Source organism: Bacillus sp. HSf4, assembly GCF_029537375.1.
Lineage (GTDB): Bacteria > Bacillota > Bacilli > Bacillales > Bacillaceae > Bacillus > Bacillus sonorensis_A.
Genome location: NZ_CP120679.1, coordinates 4401619 through 4423396 on the forward strand (window position 1 = coordinate 4401619; position 21778 = coordinate 4423396).

Below are 21778 nucleotides of genomic sequence, written 5' to 3' on the forward strand. Positions count from 1 at the left end.
CTCCTCACCATGGAGAGAACATTTACTTTTTTTTAATTTTCTCTCTCAAGTTAAAACCTATGTCCATTATACCTAAGATGCGTACAAGGTACACCAAGGGTGAAAACAGCGCAATAATCAAAAAAATAACCGGCAGAACCGTTGGCATCTTCTTCGCGTGGCAAAAATAAAACACAAATGAAAAGCCTTGGATGGCCATGATGAATCCCAGGAGCATACTCGCATTTAATAAAATGGAATAGAACACGCTTCCCTCTTCAGCAGGAGCGAGCGAAAGAAGAATCGTCAGCAAGTAGACCCAGATGATGCTTTGCGGAAGCCTCAGCTCCCTAAACGGTTTTAAAGACGGCATCTTCACTGCGGTACGCCGAAGGATCGGTTTTGCAATCAGATGATTCAAAAAAGCGGCAATGCCGGAAAACATCACAATCATCGTCGGATATAAATAGCGCATCTGCTGCAACTGTTCCTTCATTTGCTCCATCTGTTTTACCGTCTCTTTATCATTTCCAAACTGTTTTAAACTCGATTCAAACATGTTGAATGTTTCATTATATGTTTGATTAGCCGTTTCTATTAAGTTTAACCCGAAAAATTGAATGCTGACGAAAAGCAGCAGAACCATTGAAACCATGTATGTAACAGCTGCTGAAGTAATCGCATATCCGGGCTCTTTTTTCCTATAGTGAAAGCCCATCATAATTCCGGCAGCACTGACCGGAAATGCCAGAATCAGGCCGCTCAAAGAACCGGCCACCATAGAAACCGGCAAACTGACAAGGCCCATGAAAAGGCCGGGCTTCACCCCATGCCTGATCGTCAGCATCATCACAGGCAACGGCAATGCAAATAAGAGAAACGTTCCGATTAACGGAATATAGAGGCTGATCATCATCAAAACGGCAAAAAGACTGAGCAGTATAGCGCCTTCTACCAAAGCTCTTGTTTGTTTCACTTGTCCACCTCGTATTTTTTGTTTTCATGAATCAAAAAGAGCAGCATAAACGACTGCTCTTTTTTACGTCGCATTTCCGTTTTCAATCAAACGAAGCATGAGCAGGTACTCGACCTTCTCTCACTGTTTCTTTATTTTAACATAAGGGCAAATCTCAAGTAAAACGATCCCAAGACACAGATGTCTGCTGTCATACCCACTGTTGTTCCATGTGAAACATCCAATATATTGGGACCTCGTTGCCGCTTCACGAACCATTTTCCCGCTTTGGGCATATGTTACCTTTGAAAAAACGCGGAGGAGAATCGATATGAATACAAAAACATTGGCTTGGCATGAAACAATGGAATTGCATGAATTGATTGCAGCCCAGTCGGTTGGCTTGGTAAAGCTGAAGAAAAGCCTTAAAAAGATCAGTGATCCCCAATTAAAACAGCTATACAGCACATCTGCAAAAGCGCTGGAACAGAATTTAAGAGAACTGCTTCCCTTTTTGCCCAAGACACCGGCTTTTCAGCGGGAAGAAGAACGGGCGGACGTCTATTTTGAAGCAGGAGATTTATTAGTCTTAGCGAAAACGACCGTTCGGAACTATGCGATTGCCATTACGGAAACGGCAACCCCTGAGCTGCGCAGAGTGCTGGTGAAACAAATCAACGCGGCCATCAAACTGCATGAACAAGTATTTAATTATATGTACCATAAAGGATTGTACCCATCCTACAACCTTGTGGAGCTCTTGAAAGGCGATGCCATGCACGCGCAAAAAGCGATCTCGATGCGTTAAAAAGCCGGCAAGGATTGATCCCTGCCGACTTTCTCATCATGTTCTGCTATTTCACGATTAAAACGGGGCATTTCACCCTTTTGGCGACTTTATGGCTGACACTTCCGAGTACCATTTCTTGCAACGTGTTCAGCCCCCTGCTTCCTACAATCACGATATCAATATCATGATCGTTTGCATATGCGACAATTGTCGGGCCCGGATCTCCGTGTTTCATCGTCATTTTATACGGAACGGCTGAATGCTTCAATTTTCTTTCGACTGCCAAGATCCTGCTGCGCCTCTCGCGTTCCAGTTTTGCGCGATTTTCACTATGCAGCACTTCGCTTTTCGCTTTATCATAGTCCAATACATAAATGACCTCGACCATCGCCTGATCTGTGAGAGAAGCAAGACGAATCGCTTCATCTGCCGCCCTTTCTGAATGAATCGATCCATCCGCAGCCAACAAAATGTTTTTGTACACCCTTCATCACCCGTTTTCTTAGTGATTTGATACTGAACGATGAGGCTGATCATAAGTTGCCAATTTTTTGACGAGCTGAAAGCTTGATTCATTCAAGCCGAACAACTCAACATCAATTCCCTGATCCTTAAACTTCAAAGCGACTTTATCGATCGCCGCCACAGCAGAATCATCCCAAATATGGGCTTCTGAAAAATCCAGGACAACCTTTTTCGTATTTGCATCCACATTGAAGGAATTGATGAAATCCTGTACAGACGCAAAGAAGACTTGCCCTTTGATCGTATACTTCATTTCGTTTCCTGTCGATGTTTGCTCAATTTTCACTTTGGAAATTTTCGCGACAAAGAAGATTGCGCTTAAAATGACTCCGGCAAATACACCTTTGGACAAATCATGTGTAGCCACAACCGTAATGACGGTCACCAGCATCACGACCGAATCTGTAAGCGGCACCTTCCTTAACATGTTAAATGAGGACCAGTCAAATGTGCCGATCGATACCATAATCATCACGCCGGCCAAAGCGGCCATCGGAATTTGCACAACCCAGTCACCGAGCACCATGATGAGAAACATGAGGAAGACTCCGGCCACCAACGTGGACAAGCGACCTCTTCCGCCTGACTTGACATTGATCACCGATTGGCCGATCATCGCACAACCCGCCATGCCCCCGAAAAACCCGGCGACGATATTAGCGATTCCCTGTCCGCGGCTTTCCCTGTTTTTATCACTTTCCGTATCTGTCATATCATCGACAATCGAAGATGTCAATAATGACTCAAGCAGACCGACGATGGAAAGCGCAAAGGCTGTCGGAAAAATGATCGACAATGTCTCAAAATTGAAAGGAATATCAGGAATCATAAAAGCAGGTAATGATTGCTTTATTTCTCCCAAATCCCCGACAGTGCGCAGATCGAAATGGCCGAAAATCGCAAATGCCGTCATCGCAATAATGGCAACAAGTGCGGACGGAACGGCTTTTGTAAAACGGGGGAGAATATAAATAATCAACAATGTTATACCGACCACAACATACGTCATATACGAAACTCCAACAAAATGAGGAACCTGGGCCATAAAAATTAAAATGGCCAGCGCATTTACGAAACCTACCATAACCGACCGCGGAATAAATTTCATAAAGCGTGCGATTTTCAGTACCCCAAATATCAATTGGATCATTCCGGTCAAAATTGTCGCTGCAAATAAATACTCAATCCCGTGATCCTTCACCAATGTACCCATTAAGAGAGCCATCGCTCCTGTTGCCGCTGATATCATCGCCGGACGGCCTCCTGCAAACGAAATCACAACGGCAATACAAAATGACGCGTACAACCCAACCATCGGGTCGACACCCGCAATGATGGAAAACGCAATGGCTTCGGGAATGAGAGCTAGCGCTACGACGATACCCGAAAGGATATCCCCCCGCACATTTGAAAACCATTCACTATTTAATTGTTTAACACTCAAAGAATCAACACCTCGTTTGGATATATTTGCTTCTAACTCTCATAGAAGCCGTCTGTTTTTAACATGTTTCACTTTAGCAAACATGTATACAAATGTCTATAAGGTTTTTTTGCCACATCTGTTGGCGTGAGGGTCATCATCTTAAAAGAGAATGGAATTTCAAAAAGAGCCCATTCTAAGTGGAAGAGGAGGTTTCATCATGACGCAAGAGCTCGAAAAACGCCCGGGACATACGAGATGGTATATTTCATCCTTATTAAGCAGCATGATTATTTTAAATTACTTTGACCGTGTCACCATTTCAGTTGCGGCTCCTGCGATACAGGATTCCTTTCAATTGACGGCAACACAATTAGGCGTTGTCTTTTCAATTTATACGTATTCCTACACGCTGATGCAGATTCCGGTGGGCAGTCTTTTGGACAAGTACGGCGTTGCCTGGGTGACACGAATCGGAATGGCGGTTTGGAGCGTTTTAACGATCTTTTTAGCTTTTTTGCAGGGAAAACTGCTTTTATATATCGTTCGCTTTTTAATCGGTTTAACAAGTGCATCAGCTTTTCCAGCCGCTTCGAAAGCCACGGCCTTATGGTTTCCAGCAAATGAACGGGGGCTTGCCAACTCGCTGTTTGATTCGGCTGCGAAATTCGCAAACGTGATCGGCGCTCCTCTCATTGCATTTTTAGTTACCACGTTTGACTGGCGGGCTGCTTTTCTGACGATCGGGATCATCAATGTGCTATTTACGGTTTTTTTCTGGGTGTATTATGAACAGCCTGAACGGCATAAGCGGATATCAAAAGAAGAGCTTCATTATATTCAAAAACACAATGCCGTTTCCAGTGAAGAGATATCAGAACGGACAATAACCGCTCTGAAAACGATGCTGACAAATCGAAAAGCGTGGGGGCTGATGATCGGATTTACGGGCTATGGCTATACATTTAACCTGCTGCTTACATGGCTTCCGACGTTCTTTAAAGAAACCTATGGGATGGACATCATGTCTTCAGGGCTGTTTACGGCCGTTCCCTGGCTGATTTCGACGCTTTCCGGGATCATCGTCGGCGGATGGCTCGTCGATTTCTTCATGAAAAAGGGCTATTCAAATACAAAAGTATATCAAACGATTATCATCATCGGAATGAGTCTCGGCTTTGCTTTTTTAGGCGCCGTTTTCACAGACCATATCATCATCGCAGTCATCTGTATTTCCGTCGGTTTGGCCGGAATTTCCGCAACGGCGCCCGTCGGCTGGTCCATCTCGGCGGACATTGCACCGGCGGGCTCAATCTCGCTCCTCAGCTCCATGGTCAATTTGGCGAATAACCTGTTCGGCGGCATCATCGCGGTATCGTTGACAGGTTATTTGGTGGATGTCACCGGCTCGTTTACGCTCAGCTTTTTAGCGGCGGGCTTTGTTTTATTGCTGGGGCTGATATTTTATCTCGTTGTCCTTGGCGACATTGAGCGGATTCAGATTAGGATACATGAATAAAAGAGCCGTTATGACGGCTCTCCTTGTTTGATAGGCTTTCGGGCAAGCAAGGCGCAAATAAAACCCGCCCCGGGCAAAATCATCAGCATCACTAAAACGGGCGTATAGCTTTGGAAGATGTCAAATCCCACACCGAACGGCAGCGGGCCAAACGCGGACCCGACGACAGTTACAGCCATCGCGATCCCTTTGATGCCGCCGATATAACGGCGCCCAAAATAGTTCGGCCAAATGATATTGAGCGTAATTCTCTCAAGGCCGCTGGCCACTCCCCAGACAACACCGAAAAGACAAAAAATACACCATTGCCCAAATCACTGAGGAGACGGGAATCAGCAAAACTACGCTGTACCGCTATTTAGAATATGGGTCCTAAAAATTCATCATAATAAACAAAAAAGAACAAGAACCTCATAGGCTCTTGTTCTTTTGCTAATCACGGCTTACTCGCCTGCTACATAAGGAAGTAAAGCCATTTGACGAGCACGTTTGATTGCAACAGTCAATTTGCGTTGGTATTTCGCACTTGTTCCTGTTACACGGCGTGGTAAGATTTTACCGCGCTCAGAGATGAATTTTCTAAGAAGATCTACATCTTTGTAGTCGATGTGCGTAATTCCGTTAGAAGTGAAATAACACACTTTACGGCGTTTCGCACGACCGCCTCTGCGTCCTCCTGCCATCGTTATTTCCCTCCTTTCTGTTCTGTTTTATTCGTCCGTCATCCATTAAAATGGCAAGTCGTCGTCTGAGATGTCAATCGGCTTTCCATCATTGGCAAATGGATCATCATTAAAGCTGTTGCCTTGATTGCGATTCTGGTTGTTCTGACTGCTTCCGAATGGATTCGGTTCGTTTTGTCCGCCGCCAAAGTATTGGCCTCCCTGGCCTCCGCTGTAACCGCCGGAACCAGAACCGCCGCCTTTAGGCTCCAGGAATTGAACACTTTCAGCTTGAACTTCTGTGACATACACACGCTGTCCCTGCTGGTTTTCGTAGTTCCTCGTTTGCAAACGTCCGTCAACACCTGCAAGGCTTCCTTTTTTAAGGAAATTCGCTACGTTTTCGGCTTGTCTTCTCCAAACGACACAGTTGATAAAATCCGCTTCACGTTCGCCCTGCTGATTCGTAAACGTACGATTCACAGCGAGCGTGAAGGTCGCAACAGCTGCACCGCTTGGGGTATAACGAAGCTCTGGGTCCTTTGTCAGTCTGCCGACTAAAACAACTCGGTTAAGCATATTGAGAGACCATCCTTTTGCTTTAGAGTATATCAATCAATTCTGTTTATTCTTCTTCTTTAACCACGATGTGGCGAATGATGTCATCACTGATTTTAGCTAAACGGTCAAATTCTTGAACTGCTTCAGCTCCAGATTGAACGTATACGATTTGGTAGAATCCGTCGCGGAAATCGTTGATTTCGTAAGCAAGACGGCGTTTTCCCCAATCCTTCGTTTCAGTGATCTCCGCACCGTTTGTCGTCAGAATGTTGTTGAAACGTTCAACAATAGCCTTTTTAGACTCATCATCAACGTCCGGGCGGATGATGTACATGATTTCGTACTTTCTCATTTGTATTTGCACCTCCTTTTGGACTAAGCGGCCCATTACCTGGGCAAGGAGCAATAATCCTATTACTCACAATTTTATATTATATCAAAGCTCTTGTCCCTTTTCAACTGTGTTATACATTGAAACGGAAATGAATGACATCGCCGTCTTTCACGATGTATTCTTTTCCTTCAAGGCGGACTTTTCCCGCTTCTTTTGCAGCGGACATGTTTCCGGCTGCAAGCAGGTCGTCATACGCCACCGTTTCCGCGCGGATAAAACCGCGTTCGAAATCGGTATGGATGATGCCCGCACATTCAGGAGCCTTCATTCCCTTTTTAAACGTCCAGGCTCTGACTTCCTGTTCTCCCGCCGTAAAATAAGTCGCAAGACCGAGCAGAGAGTAGGATGCTTTAATCAGCTGGTCGAGACCTGATTCTTCAATGCCAAGCTCTTCAAGGAACATCGCCTTTTCCTCACCCTCAAGCTCGGCAATTTCGGATTCAATTTTAGCGCAGACGACGATAACCTCGGCTTTTTCGCCGGCGGCGAATTCCCTGACCTTTTGGACATATTCATTTCCTGAAGGATCAGCCACTTCATCCTCACTGACATTCGCTACATATAATACAGGCTTTGTCGTCAACAGGTGAAGCTGCTTCAGCACTTTTTGCTGCTCTTCCGTAAATTCAACGGAGCGGGCAGGCTTTTCCTGTTCAAACGCTTCTTTCAGCTTGGTCAAAATCTCAAATTCAAAAACTGCTTCCTTATCCTTCTGCTTCGCCATCTTACCTACGCGTCCGATACGCTTTTCAACGGTTTCCAGATCAGCCAAAATCAACTCCAGGTTGATCGTCTCAATATCGGAGATCGGATCTACCTTTCCGGAGACATGTGTAATGTTGTCATCAGCAAAACAGCGGACAACATGACAAATGGCATCCACTTGGCGAATATGTGAAAGAAACTTGTTTCCGAGTCCTTCACCTTTGGACGCTCCTTTTACGATCCCGGCAATATCGGTAAATTCAAATGCAGTAGGAATCGTCTTCTTCGGGTTGACGAGCTCTGTCAATTTTTGCAGCCGCTCATCAGGCACTTCAACGATCCCGACGTTTGGATCAATCGTACAAAACGGGTAGTTGGCCGATTCTGCCCCGGCCTGTGTAATCGCATTAAACAAGGTTGATTTCCCAACGTTTGGCAAACCAACAATCCCAGCTGTTAAAGCCATTCTTTCATCTCCTCTATCATTAAACATGCGTGTCTTAGTCGCGTAATGTAAACCTGCAACAATTATAAGGATGATTAAAATAAAAGACAAGCTGACAAAACTTGCTTTTCAATAACAAAAGCAGTGTGAAAATCCAATTTTACCCTTAGAACGATAAAAAACATGAGGGTCCGCTTTGGATTAAGAATCGGACTCCTCATGCTTGACCAAGATTTTTTTCATCTTTCTTTGAAAATCTTTGCGTGGAATCATGACGCTGTGAGAACAACCTTCACATTTTATCCGGATGTCCATTCCCATCCGAATGATCTTCCAGCGATTTGTCCCGCATGGATGCGGCTTTTTCATTTCAACCACGTCATTCAGGCCAAATTCTTTGTCGGCCAAGCTCGTTCACCTCTTTGCTTCCTTTATCGTGATCTTATTGTACAAAAAACGACATGGAAAGAGCAATTATTCAATAAAAAACTTTTTATATACTATATACCAATTAAATATAAAAAATATTATGTCTTCCATTTACTCAACAACGGATAAAGTAAAATATTGACTAATAGATATAGGTTTAACAATCCATAAATAGGATATAAAAAGGCGATTAAATTGGAAAATCCAAACGTTGTAAAAGGCAGCATGATGAAAAGAAGAAGGAAAACCATGATCCATCTCGGCCAGTTCACAACTGACAGAAAACGGCTTGAAAGACCGAGGATGCTTGAAATCGTCGTCGTATAAATCGCCACGCACAGCACCGCTGTCATGAATAAAAAGATAGGGAAAGGAGCTCCCTCCAAAACCGCAAATAAAGGGATTTCATAATGGGATAATTCACCGGCGAGCTCCACGAGCGTCTCATTGTACATATACGATATTGCACCGAAGATCAAACCGCTTAAAATGCTTGCAATCCTTGCCTCACCGACTCCTTTGATTTCTTTTCCGACCGCAGATAACACGGCCACGACGGATAAAATGTTGAGGGAAGCGAACGCGATGCCGGCGGGCCAGTTATACTGCTGGTTTAGGTTGAGAAGCCATGGCTGGTGGTGAGCTGTTTGAAAGGAAATCAGCACGTACAAAAGCCCCGCAACCAAAACCGGAATCAAGTAGCTGTTGACCGATAAAATCCCTTTGATTCCCCATAGAAAAAGCAATCCGGCACACAGTGAAAATAAGATGACACCGGCCCAAAACGGAATATGGAATATTTGCAGTGTGACACCCCCGCCGGCAATCATCACAATCGTCGTCGTGAACAAGTAGAGGATGATCAAAAAATCATATACTTTCGCCAGGAGCGGTCCGATCAATTTTTCCAGAACGGGCAGAAAATGCACCGATTTTTCTTCATAACTGATCCTCATGACAATATAAGTCGACAGGCTGAACATCATCGTGAACAGGAGGATAGCCAGTCCGCTTTCATCACCAAAAAACTGCCATATCTCCTGGCCGGATGCATATCCTGCGCCTATTAAGCTTCCTAAAATGAGAAGCATCCACTTCATTCCGGCTCTCCACACGATTTTTCACCCCATCAGCAGCAGTTTTTAATGCTTGTTTACGCATTCACTGACACTATATTGTCCTTACTTGATAAAAATTCATGAATTCGCCGAAAGTGTTTTTTTGCAAGAGACTTTTAATTATATTGATATAACAAAACATCCAAAGCATAAAAAAAGAGACTGCTGGATATACTGTAAACAACCATTGATTACTAAAAAACACACCAAAGCAATGCTGTTACCACGATGACAAGGATGTGAACCTATGAATCGCAAAGGCGGGATTTTCTCTCAAGAACCGATAAAAGAATACATCTCTCATTCAGATCCGTTGGCAGTAAAACAAATTGAGAAAGTTCTTAGCGTTTATTTAAAAGAGGCAGCCGGACGGCCCATTGTCGTCGTTTGTATCGGCACAGACCGCTCAACAGGTGATTCTCTCGGTCCTCTCGTTGGCATGAAGCTTGCCGCCAAACAGCCGGCTCGTTTTCACGTTTATGGAACACTGGCTGATCCGGTTCATGCCGTCAACTTAAATGAGAAGCTGGAGAACATTTACCTGGAGCATGACAACCCTTATATCATCGCCATTGATGCTTGTCTGGGACGGACAAAAAGCGTCGGTTCTTTTCAAATCGGCAAAGGACCTTTAAAGCCCGGAGCCGGCGTCCAAAAAAGCTTGCCGGAAGTCGGCGATATACACATCAACGGGATAGTCAATGTCAGCGGTTTTATGGAGTATTTTGTTTTGCAAAATACCCGTCTCAATCTTGTCATGAGTATGGCAACTGTTCTCGCCGAAGGTTTATCACATCTGGAGAAAGCAGGAGGGTGGCATCAGCGCCATGTCACACCGATTCAGCGGATGACAGGAAGAATGTAACACGAAAAAAACCATCTGTATCCATTCAGATGGTTTTTGCACTTTATGACTCTTTTTCTGATAAAAGTTCAAGAATGCGGTCCAAATCTTCATTTGAATAAAATTCGATTTCAATTCGGCCCTTTTTCTTTTGCTTTTTAATGGTGACAGGTGTTCCAAAGTAATTTTGCAAGTATGACTCCCGCTCTTTAATGACGGCATCTTTTGCTTGTTTCGGCTTCTTTGTTTCACGTGGAACATCAGCATTCAGCTGTTGAACCAACTTTTCAAGCTGACGGACGTTCAGCTGTTCCGATACAACCTTTTGAACCAATGGCTCGAGCTTTTTCTTATTTTTCAGCCCCAGTAACGTTCGTCCATGCCCCATTGATAATGTACCGTTGTCAATTAACTTCTGAACCTTTTCAGGCAGCGTCAGCAATCGCAAATGGTTGGCGATGTGAGGTCGGCTTTTTCCAAGCCTTTTCGCCAGCTGTTCTTGTGTCATATCAAGATGTTTTAGCAAAGATTCGTACGCTTTGGCTTCCTCAAGCGGAGACAGGTCTTCACGCTGAAGATTTTCCAGTAGGGCAATCTCCATCATCAGGGATTCTGACAGCTCTCGGACAATCGCAGGAATCGTTTCTAAACCGGCTTTTTCAGCAGCTCGAAAGCGGCGTTCTCCGGCTACAATGTCATAGCCTTTGATAGACTTTCGAACGATAATGGGCTGCAATACTCCATGCTGTAAAATGGACTCCTTTAAATCTTTTAACGATTGGTCATCAAACGTTTTTCTTGGCTGATAAGGATTGGGCCGCAAATCGTGCAGCTTGATTTCCTCAACCGTCTCTTCGGATAAATCAACATTTGAAAACAGTGCATTAATCCCTTTTCCGAGACCTTTAGGCATTCGCAGCCACTTCCTTTGCTAAATCTAAATAGACTTCCGCTCCCCTGGAACGCGGATCATATAAAATAATCGGCTTTCCATGACTCGGTGCTTCACTAAGTCTGACGTTCCGAGGAATCACCGTTTTGTATACTTTATCGCGGAAATACTTTTTCACTTCTTCAATGACCTGTATGCCTAAATTTGTTCTTGCATCGAGCATTGTCAGCAATACGCCGTCAATCATGAGATCGGTATTTAAATGTTTTTGGACGAGCCGCACCGAATTAAGCAGCTGGCTCAATCCTTCTAAAGCGTAATACTCACATTGAACAGGGATCACGACAGAATCTGAAGCCGTCAGTGCATTGATTGTCAGCAATCCAAGTGAAGGAGGACAGTCAATGATCATAAAATCATAATTTTGTTTGACGGATTCCAAAGCCCGCTTTAATCGCACTTCCCGGGAAATGGTCGGAACCAGTTCAATTTCTGCACCTGCAAGCTGAATCGTTGCAGGAATGACATCCAAGTTTTCTACAGATGTTGTTTTGATGACATCTTTGACATCTGCATCATCTACTAATATATCGTACACACAGTGATCGACATCAGCTTTTTCTACGCCGATTCCGCTTGTTGCGTTTCCTTGCGGGTCTATGTCGACTAGCAAAACCCTTTTCCCGATATAAGCCAAGCAAGCTCCGAGGTTAACAGAGGTTGTTGTTTTGCCAACGCCCCCTTTTTGGTTTGTGATCGCAATAATTTTCCCCACAATGTCACCTACTTTCACATTGAACAAGTTTCTCTCATTTCTCTATTTTAACAAAAAAAGAATCAGACGTTTGCTTTTTTTGAATTTTTGTTTTGTCTATTCTGCATATGTTGACATCCATGTAAAATAAAAGGGAATTTTGACGAAATGAAAATAATATAAAAATTATTTTAGTATAATTAAAAAAGGATAAAAAAACCCCTGAAACATCTCATGCTTCAGGGGCTGTCGCTTAATCGGCTGCAGGCATCTTCCGGGTGGCAATGGCGATGCGGTTCCAAGCATTGATCGTCACGACCGCCATGATAATTTCAGCCGTTTCGCTTTCGCTGAAATGAGCCCTTACTTCGTTGTAGATATCATCCGGCAGCCCGGCATCTGCAATTGTTGTTACAGCTTCGGTCAAGGCTAATACGGCCCGCTCCTTTTCCGTGTAAAAAGGGGCTTCACGCCAAGCGTTGAGAGCGTATATCCTCTGTTCTGACTCTCCGTTTTGCCGCGCATCCTTCGTATGCATATTCAGACAGAAGGCGCACCCGTTTAATTGTGACGCGCGGATTTTGATAAGCTCTTTTAACACCGGATCAAGGCTTGAAGAGGCCTGTGCTTTTTCAAGCTCAACCATACCGGCATAGCCCGCCGGATTTACTTTTTCCATTAAAAATCTCGTTTCCATATCAATTCCTCCTTTGCTGATTCATTTATATAACAAATGAGGCGTTCGGTTTGTGACAAAAAACACTATATTATGATGCGTTTTAGTTTATCCGGATTGGAAACGATATAAATATGTTTGACAGCATGCCCTTCAGGATCCCAGGCAAAACATAGAGCGTAAACCGGGCGGTTGTTCCGTGTGATCAGCACACCGTTTTGTCCATTGATATCGGCGGAAATAAAACGGCCTGAAAAGCTCCCTTTTTTGACCACTCCCGTAAAGAAAGCAGAGATTCGACTTCTGCCATAGATTGGTCTTAAGGCGCTGCGCACTTTTCCGCCGCCGTCCGTAAATAATATCGCCTCTTCTGCCACTCTTCTTGAAAACTCTGCAAAATTCCCTGTTTTTGCTGAATGGATAAACAGCTCTGCCAGCTCCTGTTCTTTATTCGGTTTGGATAAAACAGAGACTTCTCCGCCCAATTTATGTTTCAGCCGGCTGTAGATTTTCCGGCAGCTCGCTTCCGATTTTTCAATAATGGACGATATTTCCTTATACTGATAGCCAAACACATCCCTGAACATGAACACCGCCCTTTCTACAGGATTGAGCCGGCTCATCATCACCATGAACGCATAGGAAACCATTTCTTCTTTTTCAATGAATACAGCCGGGTTCTCCTCAGAGAGTGTCACCTGCGGTTCAGGAAGCCACTCTCCGACATACATTTCCCGTTTGTTCCGGGCTGAGTTCAAAAAATTAATGCAGCGGTTTGTGATCGATTTTGTCAAATAGGACTGAACATGATCCATTTGACTGATATCTTTCTCCTGCAGGTCAGCGAATAAATCATGCACCATATCCTCGGCATCTTGAAATGTTCCAATCATCCGATAAGCAATTGATAGTAGCAATGAACGATATTTTTGATAATATTCCATAGCTGCTCCCTTTCTGGATATTTTCTTTCAAAAAAAAAATAAAAGCTCCCTTTAGAGCTTTTATTTCGGTATCCTGATCGTAAACTGAATGTATTCTTCAAATTCCTCTTCTTCTGTATTCAGTTTGACGCCGCTGTCTTCGACCATTGACAGGGACTGGCGGATCGTATTCATCGCGATTCTCGCGTCTCTGCTGAACGCTTTTCTCTTTGGCTTAGGCTTTCGTTTGCCCTGTTCAAGCATTTTGACGACACGGTCTTCGGTTTGTTTAACATTTAAATTCTTTTCAATGACCTCGCTTAACAGCTTAACCTGGAGTTCGGGCTGTTTTAACGGGATGAGCGCTCTGGCGTGACGCTCGGAAATTTCTTTTTTTAAAATCGCTTCCTGAACCTCTTCCGGAAGCTTTAACAGCCTGAGTTTGTTGGCGATCGTGGACTGCCCTTTGCCCAGCCTTTGTGCGAGGGCTTCCTGGGTCAAGTCATGAAGCTCAAGCAGCCTTGCATATGCATGCGCTTCTTCAATCGAAGACAATTCCTCCCGTTGGAGGTTTTCAATCAGTGCGACAGAAGCCGTCTCTGTATCTGAAAAATCTTTGATAATGGCGGGAACCTTCTCCCAATTGAGCGTTTGAACCGCCCGCCAACGCCGCTCTCCTGCAATCAGTTCATATTGTCCTTCACGCTCTGTTTTTCTGACGACAATCGGCTGAATGATGCCGTGTGTATGAATGGTTGCGGCTAATTCTTGAATTTTTTCTTCAGAGAAAATGGTGCGCGGCTGAAAACGGTTAGGAATAATATCGCCTACTGGTATATCTTGAATTTCTTCTTTATTCGTATCATGTTCATTAATCTCTGCTTCTTCTTCCTTCTCACCAATGCCGAAGAGACGAGAGAATGAATGCTTCATGTACCTACACCACCTTTAAACACTGCCATTTTTATAATTCTATTTTCTCATGAATTTTCCTTCTGTGTCACCGCGAATTTTGAAGAAAACGAATATTTTAACCTTCAATAGGAGATTTATTAGGTGTTCCAGGTTTTCTTGGAAATTTCTTCGGTGTCTGCGACTGTTTTTTAATGACAATGATGTTTCTGTCGCTTTCTTCGATCGGCAGCTGAAAGGAATGTACGGCTTCAATTTGGCCGCCCAGCGCTTTTATGGCTTTTTTGCCCGTCTTTATTTCCTCTTCGGCGGAAGCTGCTTTTAAGGCTACGAATAAACCGTTTTTCTTGACGAGCGGCAGGCAAAGCTCACTGAGAACGGAAAGCCGTGCGACCGCCCTGGCTGTTACAATGTCAAAGCTTTCCCGCTTGTCTTTCAATCTCCCGAATGTTTCCGCACGGTCATGGTAAAAAGCTGTGCTTTCCAATTTTAAAGCAGCGGAAAGCTCGTTTAAAAATTGAATACGCTTGTTTAATGAATCGACGATTGTCACGTGAAGGTGAGGAAAACAGATCTTGATCGGAAGGCTGGGAAACCCGGCGCCCGCCCCAACGTCACACAAACTGTCCAGCTTGTTGAAATCAACATAAAAAGAAGCGGTGATCGAGTCGTAAAAATGCTTTAAGTACACTTCTTTTTTCGCAGTAATGGACGTTAAGTTCATCTTCTCATTCCATTCAACAAGCCATTCATAATAGGTTTCAAACTGCTCCAGCTGGAAGGGGGAAAGGGAGATGCCTTTCTCCTTCAGGCTGGCTGTAAATTGCTCAATGTTCATGCCGTCATCCTTTCTATTCCGCAACCTTGGCGATCCGGCCCTGTTCAAGGTAAACAAGCAGAATCGAAATATCAGCAGGGTTTACACCGGAAATCCTTGAGGCTTGTGCAACTGACAGCGGTCTGACCTCTTTTAGCTTTTGACGCGCTTCGGTCGCAATGCCTTTAATCGCATCATAGTCGATTCTGTCAGGAATCTTTTTGTTCTCCATTTTCTTCAGCTTTTCGACCTGCTGTAAGGATTTTTCAATATAACCTTCATACTTAATTTGAATTTCAACCTGTTCGGCCACGTCGGCGGGGACTTTTTCTTCCGCCGGTGCAAGCGCTGTAACGGTTTCGTAATTCATTTCCGGCCGCTTGATGAGATCGGTGGCGCGGATGCCGTCCTTCAGCTCGCTTCCGCCAAGTGAGCGAATGTATTCCTGATTTTCCTTGGACGGTTTGATAATAACAGAATGCAGGCGTTTTTTCTCTGCTTCAATGGCCGCTTTTTTCTCCTGAAACTTTTGATATCTCTCTTCAGAAATCAGACCGACTTTATAGCCGATCTCCGTCAGGCGCAGGTCGGCGTTGTCATGACGCAGAAGCAGGCGGTATTCCGCGCGGGAAGTCAACAGCCGGTATGGTTCGTTCGTTCCCTTGGTGACAAGGTCGTCAATCAGCACGCCGATATAGGCATCAGAGCGGCTGAGAATGACTTCCTCTTTGCCAAGCGCTTTGCGGCCCGCATTAATGCCGGCCATGATTCCCTGTCCGGCCGCCTCTTCATATCCTGACGTGCCGTTGATTTGTCCCGCGGTGAACAGTCCCGGTATTTTTTTCGTTTCCAGTGTCGGCCAAAGCTGTGTCGGTACGATCGCATCATATTCAATCGCATACCCGGCACGCATCATCTGCACGTTTTCAAGTCCCGGTATGGTTGACAGCATTTTTTTCTGTACATCTTCAGGAAGGCTTGTTGACAATCCCTGGACATAGACTTCCTGTGTGTTGCGTCCTTCCGGCTCGAGAAAAATTTGGTGTCTCGGTTTGTCGTTAAAGCGGACGACTTTGTCTTCAATGGACGGGCAGTATCTCGGCCCCGTTCCTTTGATCATTCCGGAATACATCGGTGAACGGTGCAGATTGTTATCGATGATCTCATGTGTTTCCGGGCTCGTATACGTCAGCCAGCAAGGCAGCTGGTCTGTAATGTATTCGACCGTCTCATAGGAAAAGGCCCGCGGCACTTCATCACCAGGCTGGATTTCCGTTTTGCTGTAGTCGATTGAATGGCTGTTAACCCGCGGCGGTGTGCCTGTTTTAAAGCGGACTAGGTCAAATCCGAGCTCTTCGAGATGTTCAGACAGCTTAATAGAGGGCTGTTGGTTGTTCGGTCCGCTTGAATAAGACAGGTCGCCGAGAATAATTTTTCCCCGCAAAAATGTCCCTGTCGTCAGGACAACCGTTTTGGAACGGTATTCCGCACCGGTTTGGGTGATAATCCCGCGGCATTCGCCGTCTTCAATCAAAAGGCGTTCAGCCATCCCTTGCAGCAATGTCAAATTCGGTTCGTTTTCAAGCGTTTTTTTCATTTCATGCTGGTATTGGAATTTGTCGGCCTGTGCACGAAGGGCTCTTACGGCCGGGCCTTTCCCCGTATTTAACAGCCTCATTTGAATGTGGGTTTTGTCAATATTTTTAGCCATTTCTCCGCCCAACGCGTCGATTTCGCGGACGACAATCCCTTTCGCGGGGCCGCCGACAGACGGATTACACGGCATGAAAGCAACCATATCAAGGTTGATGGTTAAGACAAGCGTTTTGGCGCCTTGTCTGGCTGATGCCAGCGCCGCTTCAACACCGGCGTGTCCGGCGCCGACGACAATAACATCATATTGGCCTGCTACATAGCCCATATGCTTTGTTCCTCCTTTATTTTCCTAAGCAAAATTGGGAAAAGAGCTGGTCGATCAGGCTTTCGTGTACAGCGTCGCCAATGATCTCCCCTAGTACTTCCCAACATTTTGTTAAATCGATTTGCACCATATCAATCGGGACATCGTTTTCAATTCCCTCAAGTGCGTCGGTAATGGCGCGCTTTGCCTCATGCAAAAGCGAGATGTGCCTTGTGTTGCTGACATATGTCAAGTCGCCGCTCTCGATCGCCCCCGTAAAAAACAGCGATTGAATCGCTTCCTCAAGCTCGTCAATTCCTTCTTCTTTCAACAGCGACGTCGTGACGACAGGACGGCCGCTTGCCAATTCCGCGACACGGTCGAGATCGAGCTGTTGCTCGAGGTCGGTTTTATTGACGATGACGATCAAATCCATCCCCTTCGTCGCTTCGAAAAGCTTGACATCTTCTTCTGACAAAGGCTCGCTGTAATTGAGGACGAGCAGGATCAGATCCGCTTCTTTTAACACCTGTCTGGAGCGTTCGACACCGATGCGCTCGACGATATCCTCTGTCTCACGGATTCCCGCTGTATCAACAAGACGCAGAGGCACGCCTCTGACATTCACGTATTCTTCAATGACATCCCTCGTCGTACCGGGGATGTCCGTTACAATGGCCTTCGTTTCATGGACGAGGCTGTTTAACAGCGATGATTTGCCGACATTCGGCCGCCCGATAATCACCGTTGAAATGCCTTCTCTTAATATTTTACCCTGTTCTGATGTCGTAAGGAGCGCTTCGATCTCTTTTTTGACTTTTGTCGCCTTTTCAATCAGCATGTTGTGCGTCATTTCTTCAACATCATCGTATTCCGGGTAGTCAATATTTACTTCAACATGCGCCAATGTCTCAAGAATCTCGGCTCTCAATCGTTTGATCAGTGAAGAAAGCCTTCCTTCCATCTGATTCATGGCGACATTCATCGCGCGGTCCGTCTTGGCTCTGATCAGATCCATAACAGCCTCAGCCTGGGAAAGGTCGATTCTTCCGTTTAAAAAGGCTCTTTTCGTAAATTCTCCAGGCTCTGCAAGTCTCGCTCCTTCTCTTAAGACAAGCTGGAGCACTTGATTGACCGTCACGATTCCGCCGTGGCAGTTGATTTCCACGATATCTTCTCTTGTGAAAGTTTTCGGCGCTTTTAATACGGAAACCATGACTTCTTCAACGACCTTTTCCGTTTCCGGATCGACAATATGGCCGTAATTAATGGTATGTGAATCAACAGAGCGCAAACGTTTTCCGCTCGGGCCTTGATATACTTTATCGGCAATCGAAATCGCTTCAGGGCCGCTCATCCGTACGATCGCAATCGCTCCTTCACCCATCGGCGTTGAAATCGCAGCGATTGTATCCATGGCTTTCACCTCTCTTTTTCATTCCTTTATCTATTATCCCCATTTGACGGATCATCTTCCAAACATCATAAATGGATAAAAACTTTTATTGTAATCAAAATTTAAAGATAACATAGTTTCAATTGAAGTGAAAGTGACTTGAATCGTTATCCACAACTGCAGAAAGCCACCATTACTTACTTTAACTTATCCACATGTGAATAACAATTAAATTTGTTTTTCATCAACAGCTTACACCTAAAAATAAGGAACTTAAACCGACAGGCGCAGCATAAATCATTTTTGACAATACAAAAAACCGAAGTCCCGTTTTTCAGAACTTCGGTTTTCATGTTATTTTTTATATGAGATGACGAGGTGACGGTTATGATCTTCACCGGTTGAATACGTTTCAATTTCACTGGAATAGCCCGAAAGCGTGTCATGGATCACTTTGCGCTCACTGGAAGGCATCGGTTCAAGATGAATGTCTTTTTTCTGCCTTCTCGCCTGATCGGCCAGCTTCATGGCCAGCTGCGCCAAGGTTTCCTTCCGCTTTGCACGGTACCCTTCAGCATCGACTACCACATGAATATAGCGGTCGGAGTGCCGGTTGATGACAAGCTGTGTCAACGTTTCAAGAGCGTTTAACGTTTGTCCTCTTTTTCCGATCAAAAGCGCCGTTTTGTCACCTTTTAACAGGAAGGTGACCTTTTTCGGCTCAACTGTCGCCGTCACCTGCGCTTCTATCCCCATGTTCTTCACAACATTTTCCAAATACTGTTTCGCTTCTTTTACAGGATCTATTTTTTCTCGAATTTTGACAACTGCAGGCTGATGTCCGAAAATGCCGAATAATCCCTTTTTGCCTTCATCGATTATGGCGATTTCAGCATCGTCTGCTTGGAGTTCCAGCTGTTTAAGCCCGGATTGCACTGCTTCATCGACGGTACGTCCAGTAGCAGTCAGTTCCTTCACTTTTTCTTCCCTCCGGATTTTTTTCCTCCGGCTGTCGCTTCCTGCCTCTCCGCCTTCAAATCAGGTCCTTTGATAAAGAAGGTTTGAGCAATCATAAACAAGTTTCCGACTACCCAATACAGAGAAAGAGCCGCCGGGAAATTGATGGCAAATATGACGATCATAATCGGCATCAGCCAAAGCATCATCGCCATTTGCGGATTTTGCTGAGCGTTTCCGGCCATCATCAGCTTTTGCTGAATGAAAGTGAACACTCCCGCCAGAATCGGCAGGATGAAATATGGATCACGCTCTCCCAGGTCAAACCATAAAAAGCTGTGCTCTGCGATCTCCCGCGTTCTCATAATGGCATGATAGAATCCGATTAAGATCGGCATTTGAATTAAAATAGGGAAACATCCCGCAAGCGGGTTCACGCCGTGCTTCTGCATGAGAGCCATCGTTTCCTGCTGAAGTTTTTGCTGTGTTTTCTGATCTTTTGAGCTGTATTTCTCGCGAAGTTTTTGCATTTCAGGCTGCAGCGCCTGCATCGCTTTTGAGCTTCTCGTCTGCTTGATCATCAGCGGCAAAATCAAAAGTCTGATTAAGAGCGTGACGATGATAATTGCAAGCCCGAAATTTTCATTCATCAAATTGGCAACATACGTAATCAGCTGTGACAAAGGATAAACGATGTAGCTGTTCCAAAATCCTTCACTCTCTGCAGTGATCGGCTGGTTGATTTGCGTACATCCAGCTAACAGCACGAGAACGCCGATCATACTGAATAATAATAAAATTCGCCTCTTCAACAACATTTCCTCCTAAATCTTCATTCTTCAACCGTTTTTTTCATTCGGTTATGAACATTAAAAAGACATACTTTCTCGTATTTTATCATCTTTCCCCCTAAAATGGGCGCCGACATTTTTCAACCAAAAGGAAGCGCTTAAAAATGTCTGAACTCTCCCTTATATAATCGGGTTATGATGGCTTATTCGATTGTTTTCGGTACACAAATGACTTTCTGAAAAGATGCTGCAGACTTTTCTTTGTTTCTTCATATGTCAAATCAGCAGCGGGTTTTCTCGCAATAATGATATAGTCATTTTCCTGTTTTAATTGATCCCGCTCTTCTTGGATGACCTGGCGAATCAGCCGTTTTACCCGGTTGCGCACGACGGCGTTCCCGATTTTTTTGCTGACCGACAGCCCGACCCGAAACTCCTTCGCTTCAGGCTGGTGAAGCACATATAAAACATACTGCCGGTTTGCCATCGATTTGCCTTTTTTAAATACCTTTTGAAAATCTTCATTTTTTTTTAATCGATTTCGCTTTTTCATCTCTTCCTTCACTCCGATAACAAGCTGGCAAAAAAGGCCTGGTCATTCCTTTATGTAAAAAAGACCACTGACATTATTCAGTGGCCTAAGCTGATAATACTTTTCTTCCTTTGCGGCGGCGACGTGCTAATACAAGACGTCCATTTTTAGAACTCATGCGGCTGCGAAAGCCATGAACTTTGCTGCGCTTACGGTTATTTGGTTGAAATGTTCTTTTCATGTATGACACCTCCCTCGAGGAATAGCTGTTAAAGACAGTCTAATTTATTATATTTGGATGAGCAGTTCATTGTCAACTTCACTCATACATTTCTTTTTGCACCATAATAGGATAACACAGATAGATCGACTCCGAAAGCTTATTTTCATTTTTCCTCATTTTTAGCTTAAAAGATTTTTTTGGAAGCGGGAAATGTCGACTTGATCATCGAAAAATAACCGATGTGGATATCTTTCGCCTTATTTTTTCTATCCACAACCATTATCGACAACATCTTCACAAAACTAACCCTTGTGGACAAACTTTTTTCAACAGTTTGTATAGAGTGTGGATAAGTTCCTGTCAACCATTGCAACGTCTCTCTTATTCTGATATTATATTTGTGTTTTAACTCTTGATAACAAATTGGCTGCTATACCATTATCCACAAACTGTGGATAACTTGTGGAAAGATTTTTCACAGGGTGTGAAGGAAATTGTCCACATCTTGTGAATGGTGTCGAAAAGACGTTTTTCTACTATATTATATGTTTTCAACATTTCATTCACGAATGGAGCCATCCATTTGCTCTTTTTTTGTGTTCTATAACAGTCTGAACGAGCAAATACCGCCGGAAAAGGAGGGACGAACCGCCATT

25 protein-coding genes and 1 pseudogene are annotated in these 21778 nt (G+C 44.5%); 4 read left to right on the forward strand and 22 right to left on the reverse strand.

All coding sequences use genetic code 11. The features are described from left to right. Positions 1-22: 22 nt before the first annotated feature. Positions 23-955 (reverse strand): YybS family protein, encoded by a 933-nt coding sequence (locus P3X63_RS22595; RefSeq protein WP_077735880.1) that lies wholly within the window; start codon positions 953-955, stop codon positions 23-25. Positions 956-1265: 310 nt separating this feature from the next. Here P3X63_RS22595 and P3X63_RS22600 point away from each other — a divergent pair, with 310 nt between their 5' ends. Further along, on the forward strand, positions 1266-1742 hold the full coding sequence (locus tag P3X63_RS22600) for a spore coat protein (RefSeq protein ID WP_035428589.1): 477 nt from the start codon (positions 1266-1268) through the stop codon (positions 1740-1742). A gap of 46 nt (positions 1743-1788) precedes the next feature. Here the strand turns inward: P3X63_RS22600 and P3X63_RS22605 are convergent, their stop codons facing one another. Both P3X63_RS22605 and P3X63_RS22610 read right to left on the reverse strand, forming a co-directional pair. After that, the gene (locus P3X63_RS22605; RefSeq protein ID WP_077735879.1) at positions 1789-2208 is read right to left on the reverse strand and encodes a universal stress protein; all 420 of its coding nucleotides are present in this window, start codon (positions 2206-2208) and stop codon (positions 1789-1791) included. Positions 2209-2226: 18 nt separating this feature from the next. Continuing rightward, a complete protein-coding gene (locus P3X63_RS22610) occupies positions 2227-3693 on the reverse strand; it encodes a SulP family inorganic anion transporter (protein WP_026589468.1) in 1467 nt (488 codons plus the stop codon). A 151-nt stretch (positions 3694-3844) separates the two neighbouring features. Between P3X63_RS22610 and P3X63_RS22615 the strand changes: the two genes are divergently transcribed. After that, positions 3845-5191, forward strand: a complete 1347-nt coding sequence (locus P3X63_RS22615; protein ID WP_179115675.1) for an MFS transporter — start codon at positions 3845-3847, stop codon at positions 5189-5191. 8 nt (positions 5192-5199) lie between these two features. Here the strand turns inward: P3X63_RS22615 and P3X63_RS22620 are convergent, their stop codons facing one another. Continuing rightward, positions 5200-5460, reverse strand: coding sequence for a hypothetical protein (locus tag P3X63_RS22620; RefSeq protein ID WP_277692169.1), 261 nt, complete (start codon positions 5458-5460; stop codon positions 5200-5202). A 17-nt stretch (positions 5461-5477) separates the two neighbouring features. On the opposite strand from P3X63_RS22620, the pseudogene P3X63_RS22625 reads away from it, so the two are divergent. Beyond that, positions 5478-5567 (forward strand): annotated as a pseudogene (locus P3X63_RS22625) (helix-turn-helix domain-containing protein); the annotation flags it as partial. Positions 5568-5634: 67 nt separating this feature from the next. Here the strand turns inward: P3X63_RS22625 and rpsR are convergent. The 6 genes from rpsR to P3X63_RS22655 form a co-directional block, all read right to left on the reverse strand. Then, on the reverse strand, positions 5635-5874 hold the full coding sequence (gene rpsR / locus P3X63_RS22630) for a 30S ribosomal protein S18 (protein ID WP_003178022.1): 240 nt from the start codon (positions 5872-5874) through the stop codon (positions 5635-5637). Between the two features lie 45 nt (positions 5875-5919). Further along, entirely contained in the window at positions 5920-6432 is a 513-nt protein-coding gene (gene ssbA / locus P3X63_RS22635) for a single-stranded DNA-binding protein SsbA (RefSeq protein WP_077735876.1), read from the reverse strand. Between the two features lie 46 nt (positions 6433-6478). Further along, a complete protein-coding gene (gene rpsF / locus P3X63_RS22640) occupies positions 6479-6766 on the reverse strand; it encodes a 30S ribosomal protein S6 (RefSeq protein WP_026589475.1) in 288 nt (95 codons plus the stop codon). Positions 6767-6878: 112 nt separating this feature from the next. Next, entirely contained in the window at positions 6879-7979 is a 1101-nt protein-coding gene (ychF, locus tag P3X63_RS22645; protein ID WP_026589476.1) for a redox-regulated ATPase YchF, read from the reverse strand. Between the two features lie 180 nt (positions 7980-8159). Further along, a complete protein-coding gene (locus P3X63_RS22650) occupies positions 8160-8366 on the reverse strand; it encodes a DUF951 domain-containing protein (protein WP_026589477.1) in 207 nt (68 codons plus the stop codon). Positions 8367-8485: 119 nt separating this feature from the next. Further along, positions 8486-9502 carry a YkvI family membrane protein gene (locus tag P3X63_RS22655; RefSeq protein ID WP_026589478.1) on the reverse strand — a complete coding sequence of 339 codons (1017 nt, stop codon included), beginning with the start codon at positions 9500-9502 and terminating at the stop codon, positions 8486-8488. A gap of 250 nt (positions 9503-9752) precedes the next feature. Here P3X63_RS22655 and yyaC point away from each other — a divergent pair, with 250 nt between their 5' ends. Continuing rightward, the gene (gene yyaC, locus P3X63_RS22660) at positions 9753-10370 is read left to right on the forward strand and encodes a spore protease YyaC (RefSeq protein WP_026589479.1); all 618 of its coding nucleotides are present in this window, start codon (positions 9753-9755) and stop codon (positions 10368-10370) included. Positions 10371-10413: 43 nt separating this feature from the next. On the opposite strand, the gene P3X63_RS22665 is transcribed toward yyaC, so the two are convergent. From P3X63_RS22665 to rpmH, 12 genes are all read right to left on the reverse strand, one after another. Next, entirely contained in the window at positions 10414-11262 is an 849-nt protein-coding gene (locus tag P3X63_RS22665; protein ID WP_026589480.1) for a ParB/RepB/Spo0J family partition protein, read from the reverse strand. Further along, positions 11255-12016, reverse strand: a complete 762-nt coding sequence (soj, locus tag P3X63_RS22670) for a sporulation initiation inhibitor protein Soj (protein ID WP_026589481.1) — start codon at positions 12014-12016, stop codon at positions 11255-11257. Before soj ends, P3X63_RS22665 begins: the two co-directional genes overlap by 8 nt. Before the next feature lie 232 nt (positions 12017-12248). Further along, positions 12249-12692, reverse strand: a complete 444-nt coding sequence (locus P3X63_RS22675) for a carboxymuconolactone decarboxylase family protein (RefSeq protein ID WP_026589482.1) — start codon at positions 12690-12692, stop codon at positions 12249-12251. A gap of 65 nt (positions 12693-12757) precedes the next feature. Beyond that, positions 12758-13615: an RNA polymerase sigma-70 factor gene (locus tag P3X63_RS22680; RefSeq protein ID WP_077735875.1), complete on the reverse strand. Its 858-nt coding sequence runs from the start codon at positions 13613-13615 to the stop codon at positions 12758-12760. A gap of 60 nt (positions 13616-13675) precedes the next feature. Continuing rightward, the gene (gene noc / locus P3X63_RS22685; protein ID WP_026589484.1) at positions 13676-14527 is read right to left on the reverse strand and encodes a nucleoid occlusion protein; all 852 of its coding nucleotides are present in this window, start codon (positions 14525-14527) and stop codon (positions 13676-13678) included. Positions 14528-14624: 97 nt separating this feature from the next. After that, entirely contained in the window at positions 14625-15344 is a 720-nt protein-coding gene (rsmG, locus tag P3X63_RS22690) for a 16S rRNA (guanine(527)-N(7))-methyltransferase RsmG (protein WP_077735874.1), read from the reverse strand. A 13-nt stretch (positions 15345-15357) separates the two neighbouring features. Next, the gene (mnmG, locus tag P3X63_RS22695) at positions 15358-17244 is read right to left on the reverse strand and encodes a tRNA uridine-5-carboxymethylaminomethyl(34) synthesis enzyme MnmG (protein ID WP_026589486.1); all 1887 of its coding nucleotides are present in this window, start codon (positions 17242-17244) and stop codon (positions 15358-15360) included. A 16-nt stretch (positions 17245-17260) separates the two neighbouring features. Beyond that, a complete protein-coding gene (gene mnmE, locus P3X63_RS22700) occupies positions 17261-18640 on the reverse strand; it encodes a tRNA uridine-5-carboxymethylaminomethyl(34) synthesis GTPase MnmE (protein ID WP_026589487.1) in 1380 nt (459 codons plus the stop codon). 333 nt (positions 18641-18973) lie between these two features. After that, entirely contained in the window at positions 18974-19597 is a 624-nt protein-coding gene (gene jag / locus P3X63_RS22705; RefSeq protein ID WP_026589488.1) for an RNA-binding cell elongation regulator Jag/EloR, read from the reverse strand. Further along, positions 19594-20394 carry a YidC family membrane integrase SpoIIIJ gene (spoIIIJ, locus tag P3X63_RS22710; protein ID WP_077735872.1) on the reverse strand — a complete coding sequence of 267 codons (801 nt, stop codon included), beginning with the start codon at positions 20392-20394 and terminating at the stop codon, positions 19594-19596. The genes jag and spoIIIJ overlap by 4 nt, the downstream gene beginning before the upstream one ends. Positions 20395-20560: 166 nt before the next feature. Then, positions 20561-20920, reverse strand: coding sequence for a ribonuclease P protein component (rnpA, locus tag P3X63_RS22715; protein WP_026589490.1), 360 nt, complete (start codon positions 20918-20920; stop codon positions 20561-20563). 85 nt (positions 20921-21005) lie between these two features. Next, positions 21006-21140, reverse strand: a complete 135-nt coding sequence (rpmH, locus tag P3X63_RS22720) for a 50S ribosomal protein L34 (RefSeq protein ID WP_003178075.1) — start codon at positions 21138-21140, stop codon at positions 21006-21008. Between the last annotated feature and the right edge of the window lie 638 nt (positions 21141-21778).

Excerpts from the sequence above, each read along its gene's own strand:
- P3X63_RS22600 (WP_035428589.1), top strand. The coding sequence starts at position 1,266 with ATGAATACAAAAACATTGGCTTGGCATGAAACAATGGAATTGCATGAA.
- P3X63_RS22615 (WP_179115675.1), top strand. The coding sequence starts at position 3,845 with ATGGAATTTCAAAAAGAGCCCATTCTAAGTGGAAGAGGAGGTTTCATC.
- rpsR (WP_003178022.1), bottom strand. The coding sequence starts at position 5,874 with ATGGCAGGAGGACGCAGAGGCGGTCGTGCGAAACGCCGTAAAGTGTGT.
- ssbA (WP_077735876.1), bottom strand. The coding sequence starts at position 6,432 with ATGCTTAACCGAGTTGTTTTAGTCGGCAGACTGACAAAGGACCCAGAG.
- rpsF (WP_026589475.1), bottom strand. The coding sequence starts at position 6,766 with ATGAGAAAGTACGAAATCATGTACATCATCCGCCCGGACGTTGATGAT.
- ychF (WP_026589476.1), bottom strand. The coding sequence starts at position 7,979 with ATGGCTTTAACAGCTGGGATTGTTGGTTTGCCAAACGTTGGGAAATCA.
- yyaC (WP_026589479.1), top strand. The coding sequence starts at position 9,753 with ATGAATCGCAAAGGCGGGATTTTCTCTCAAGAACCGATAAAAGAATAC.
- P3X63_RS22665 (WP_026589480.1), bottom strand. The coding sequence starts at position 11,262 with ATGCCTAAAGGTCTCGGAAAAGGGATTAATGCACTGTTTTCAAATGTT.
- P3X63_RS22675 (WP_026589482.1), bottom strand. The coding sequence starts at position 12,692 with ATGGAAACGAGATTTTTAATGGAAAAAGTAAATCCGGCGGGCTATGCC.
- P3X63_RS22680 (WP_077735875.1), bottom strand. The coding sequence starts at position 13,615 with ATGGAATATTATCAAAAATATCGTTCATTGCTACTATCAATTGCTTAT.
- noc (WP_026589484.1), bottom strand. The coding sequence starts at position 14,527 with ATGAAGCATTCATTCTCTCGTCTCTTCGGCATTGGTGAGAAGGAAGAA.
- rsmG (WP_077735874.1), bottom strand. The coding sequence starts at position 15,344 with ATGAACATTGAGCAATTTACAGCCAGCCTGAAGGAGAAAGGCATCTCC.
- mnmG (WP_026589486.1), bottom strand. The coding sequence starts at position 17,244 with ATGGGCTATGTAGCAGGCCAATATGATGTTATTGTCGTCGGCGCCGGA.
- mnmE (WP_026589487.1), bottom strand. The coding sequence starts at position 18,640 with ATGGATACAATCGCTGCGATTTCAACGCCGATGGGTGAAGGAGCGATT.
- spoIIIJ (WP_077735872.1), bottom strand. The coding sequence starts at position 20,394 with ATGTTGTTGAAGAGGCGAATTTTATTATTATTCAGTATGATCGGCGTT.
- rnpA (WP_026589490.1), bottom strand. The coding sequence starts at position 20,920 with ATGAAAAAGCGAAATCGATTAAAAAAAAATGAAGATTTTCAAAAGGTA.
- rpmH (WP_003178075.1), bottom strand. The coding sequence starts at position 21,140 with ATGAAAAGAACATTTCAACCAAATAACCGTAAGCGCAGCAAAGTTCAT.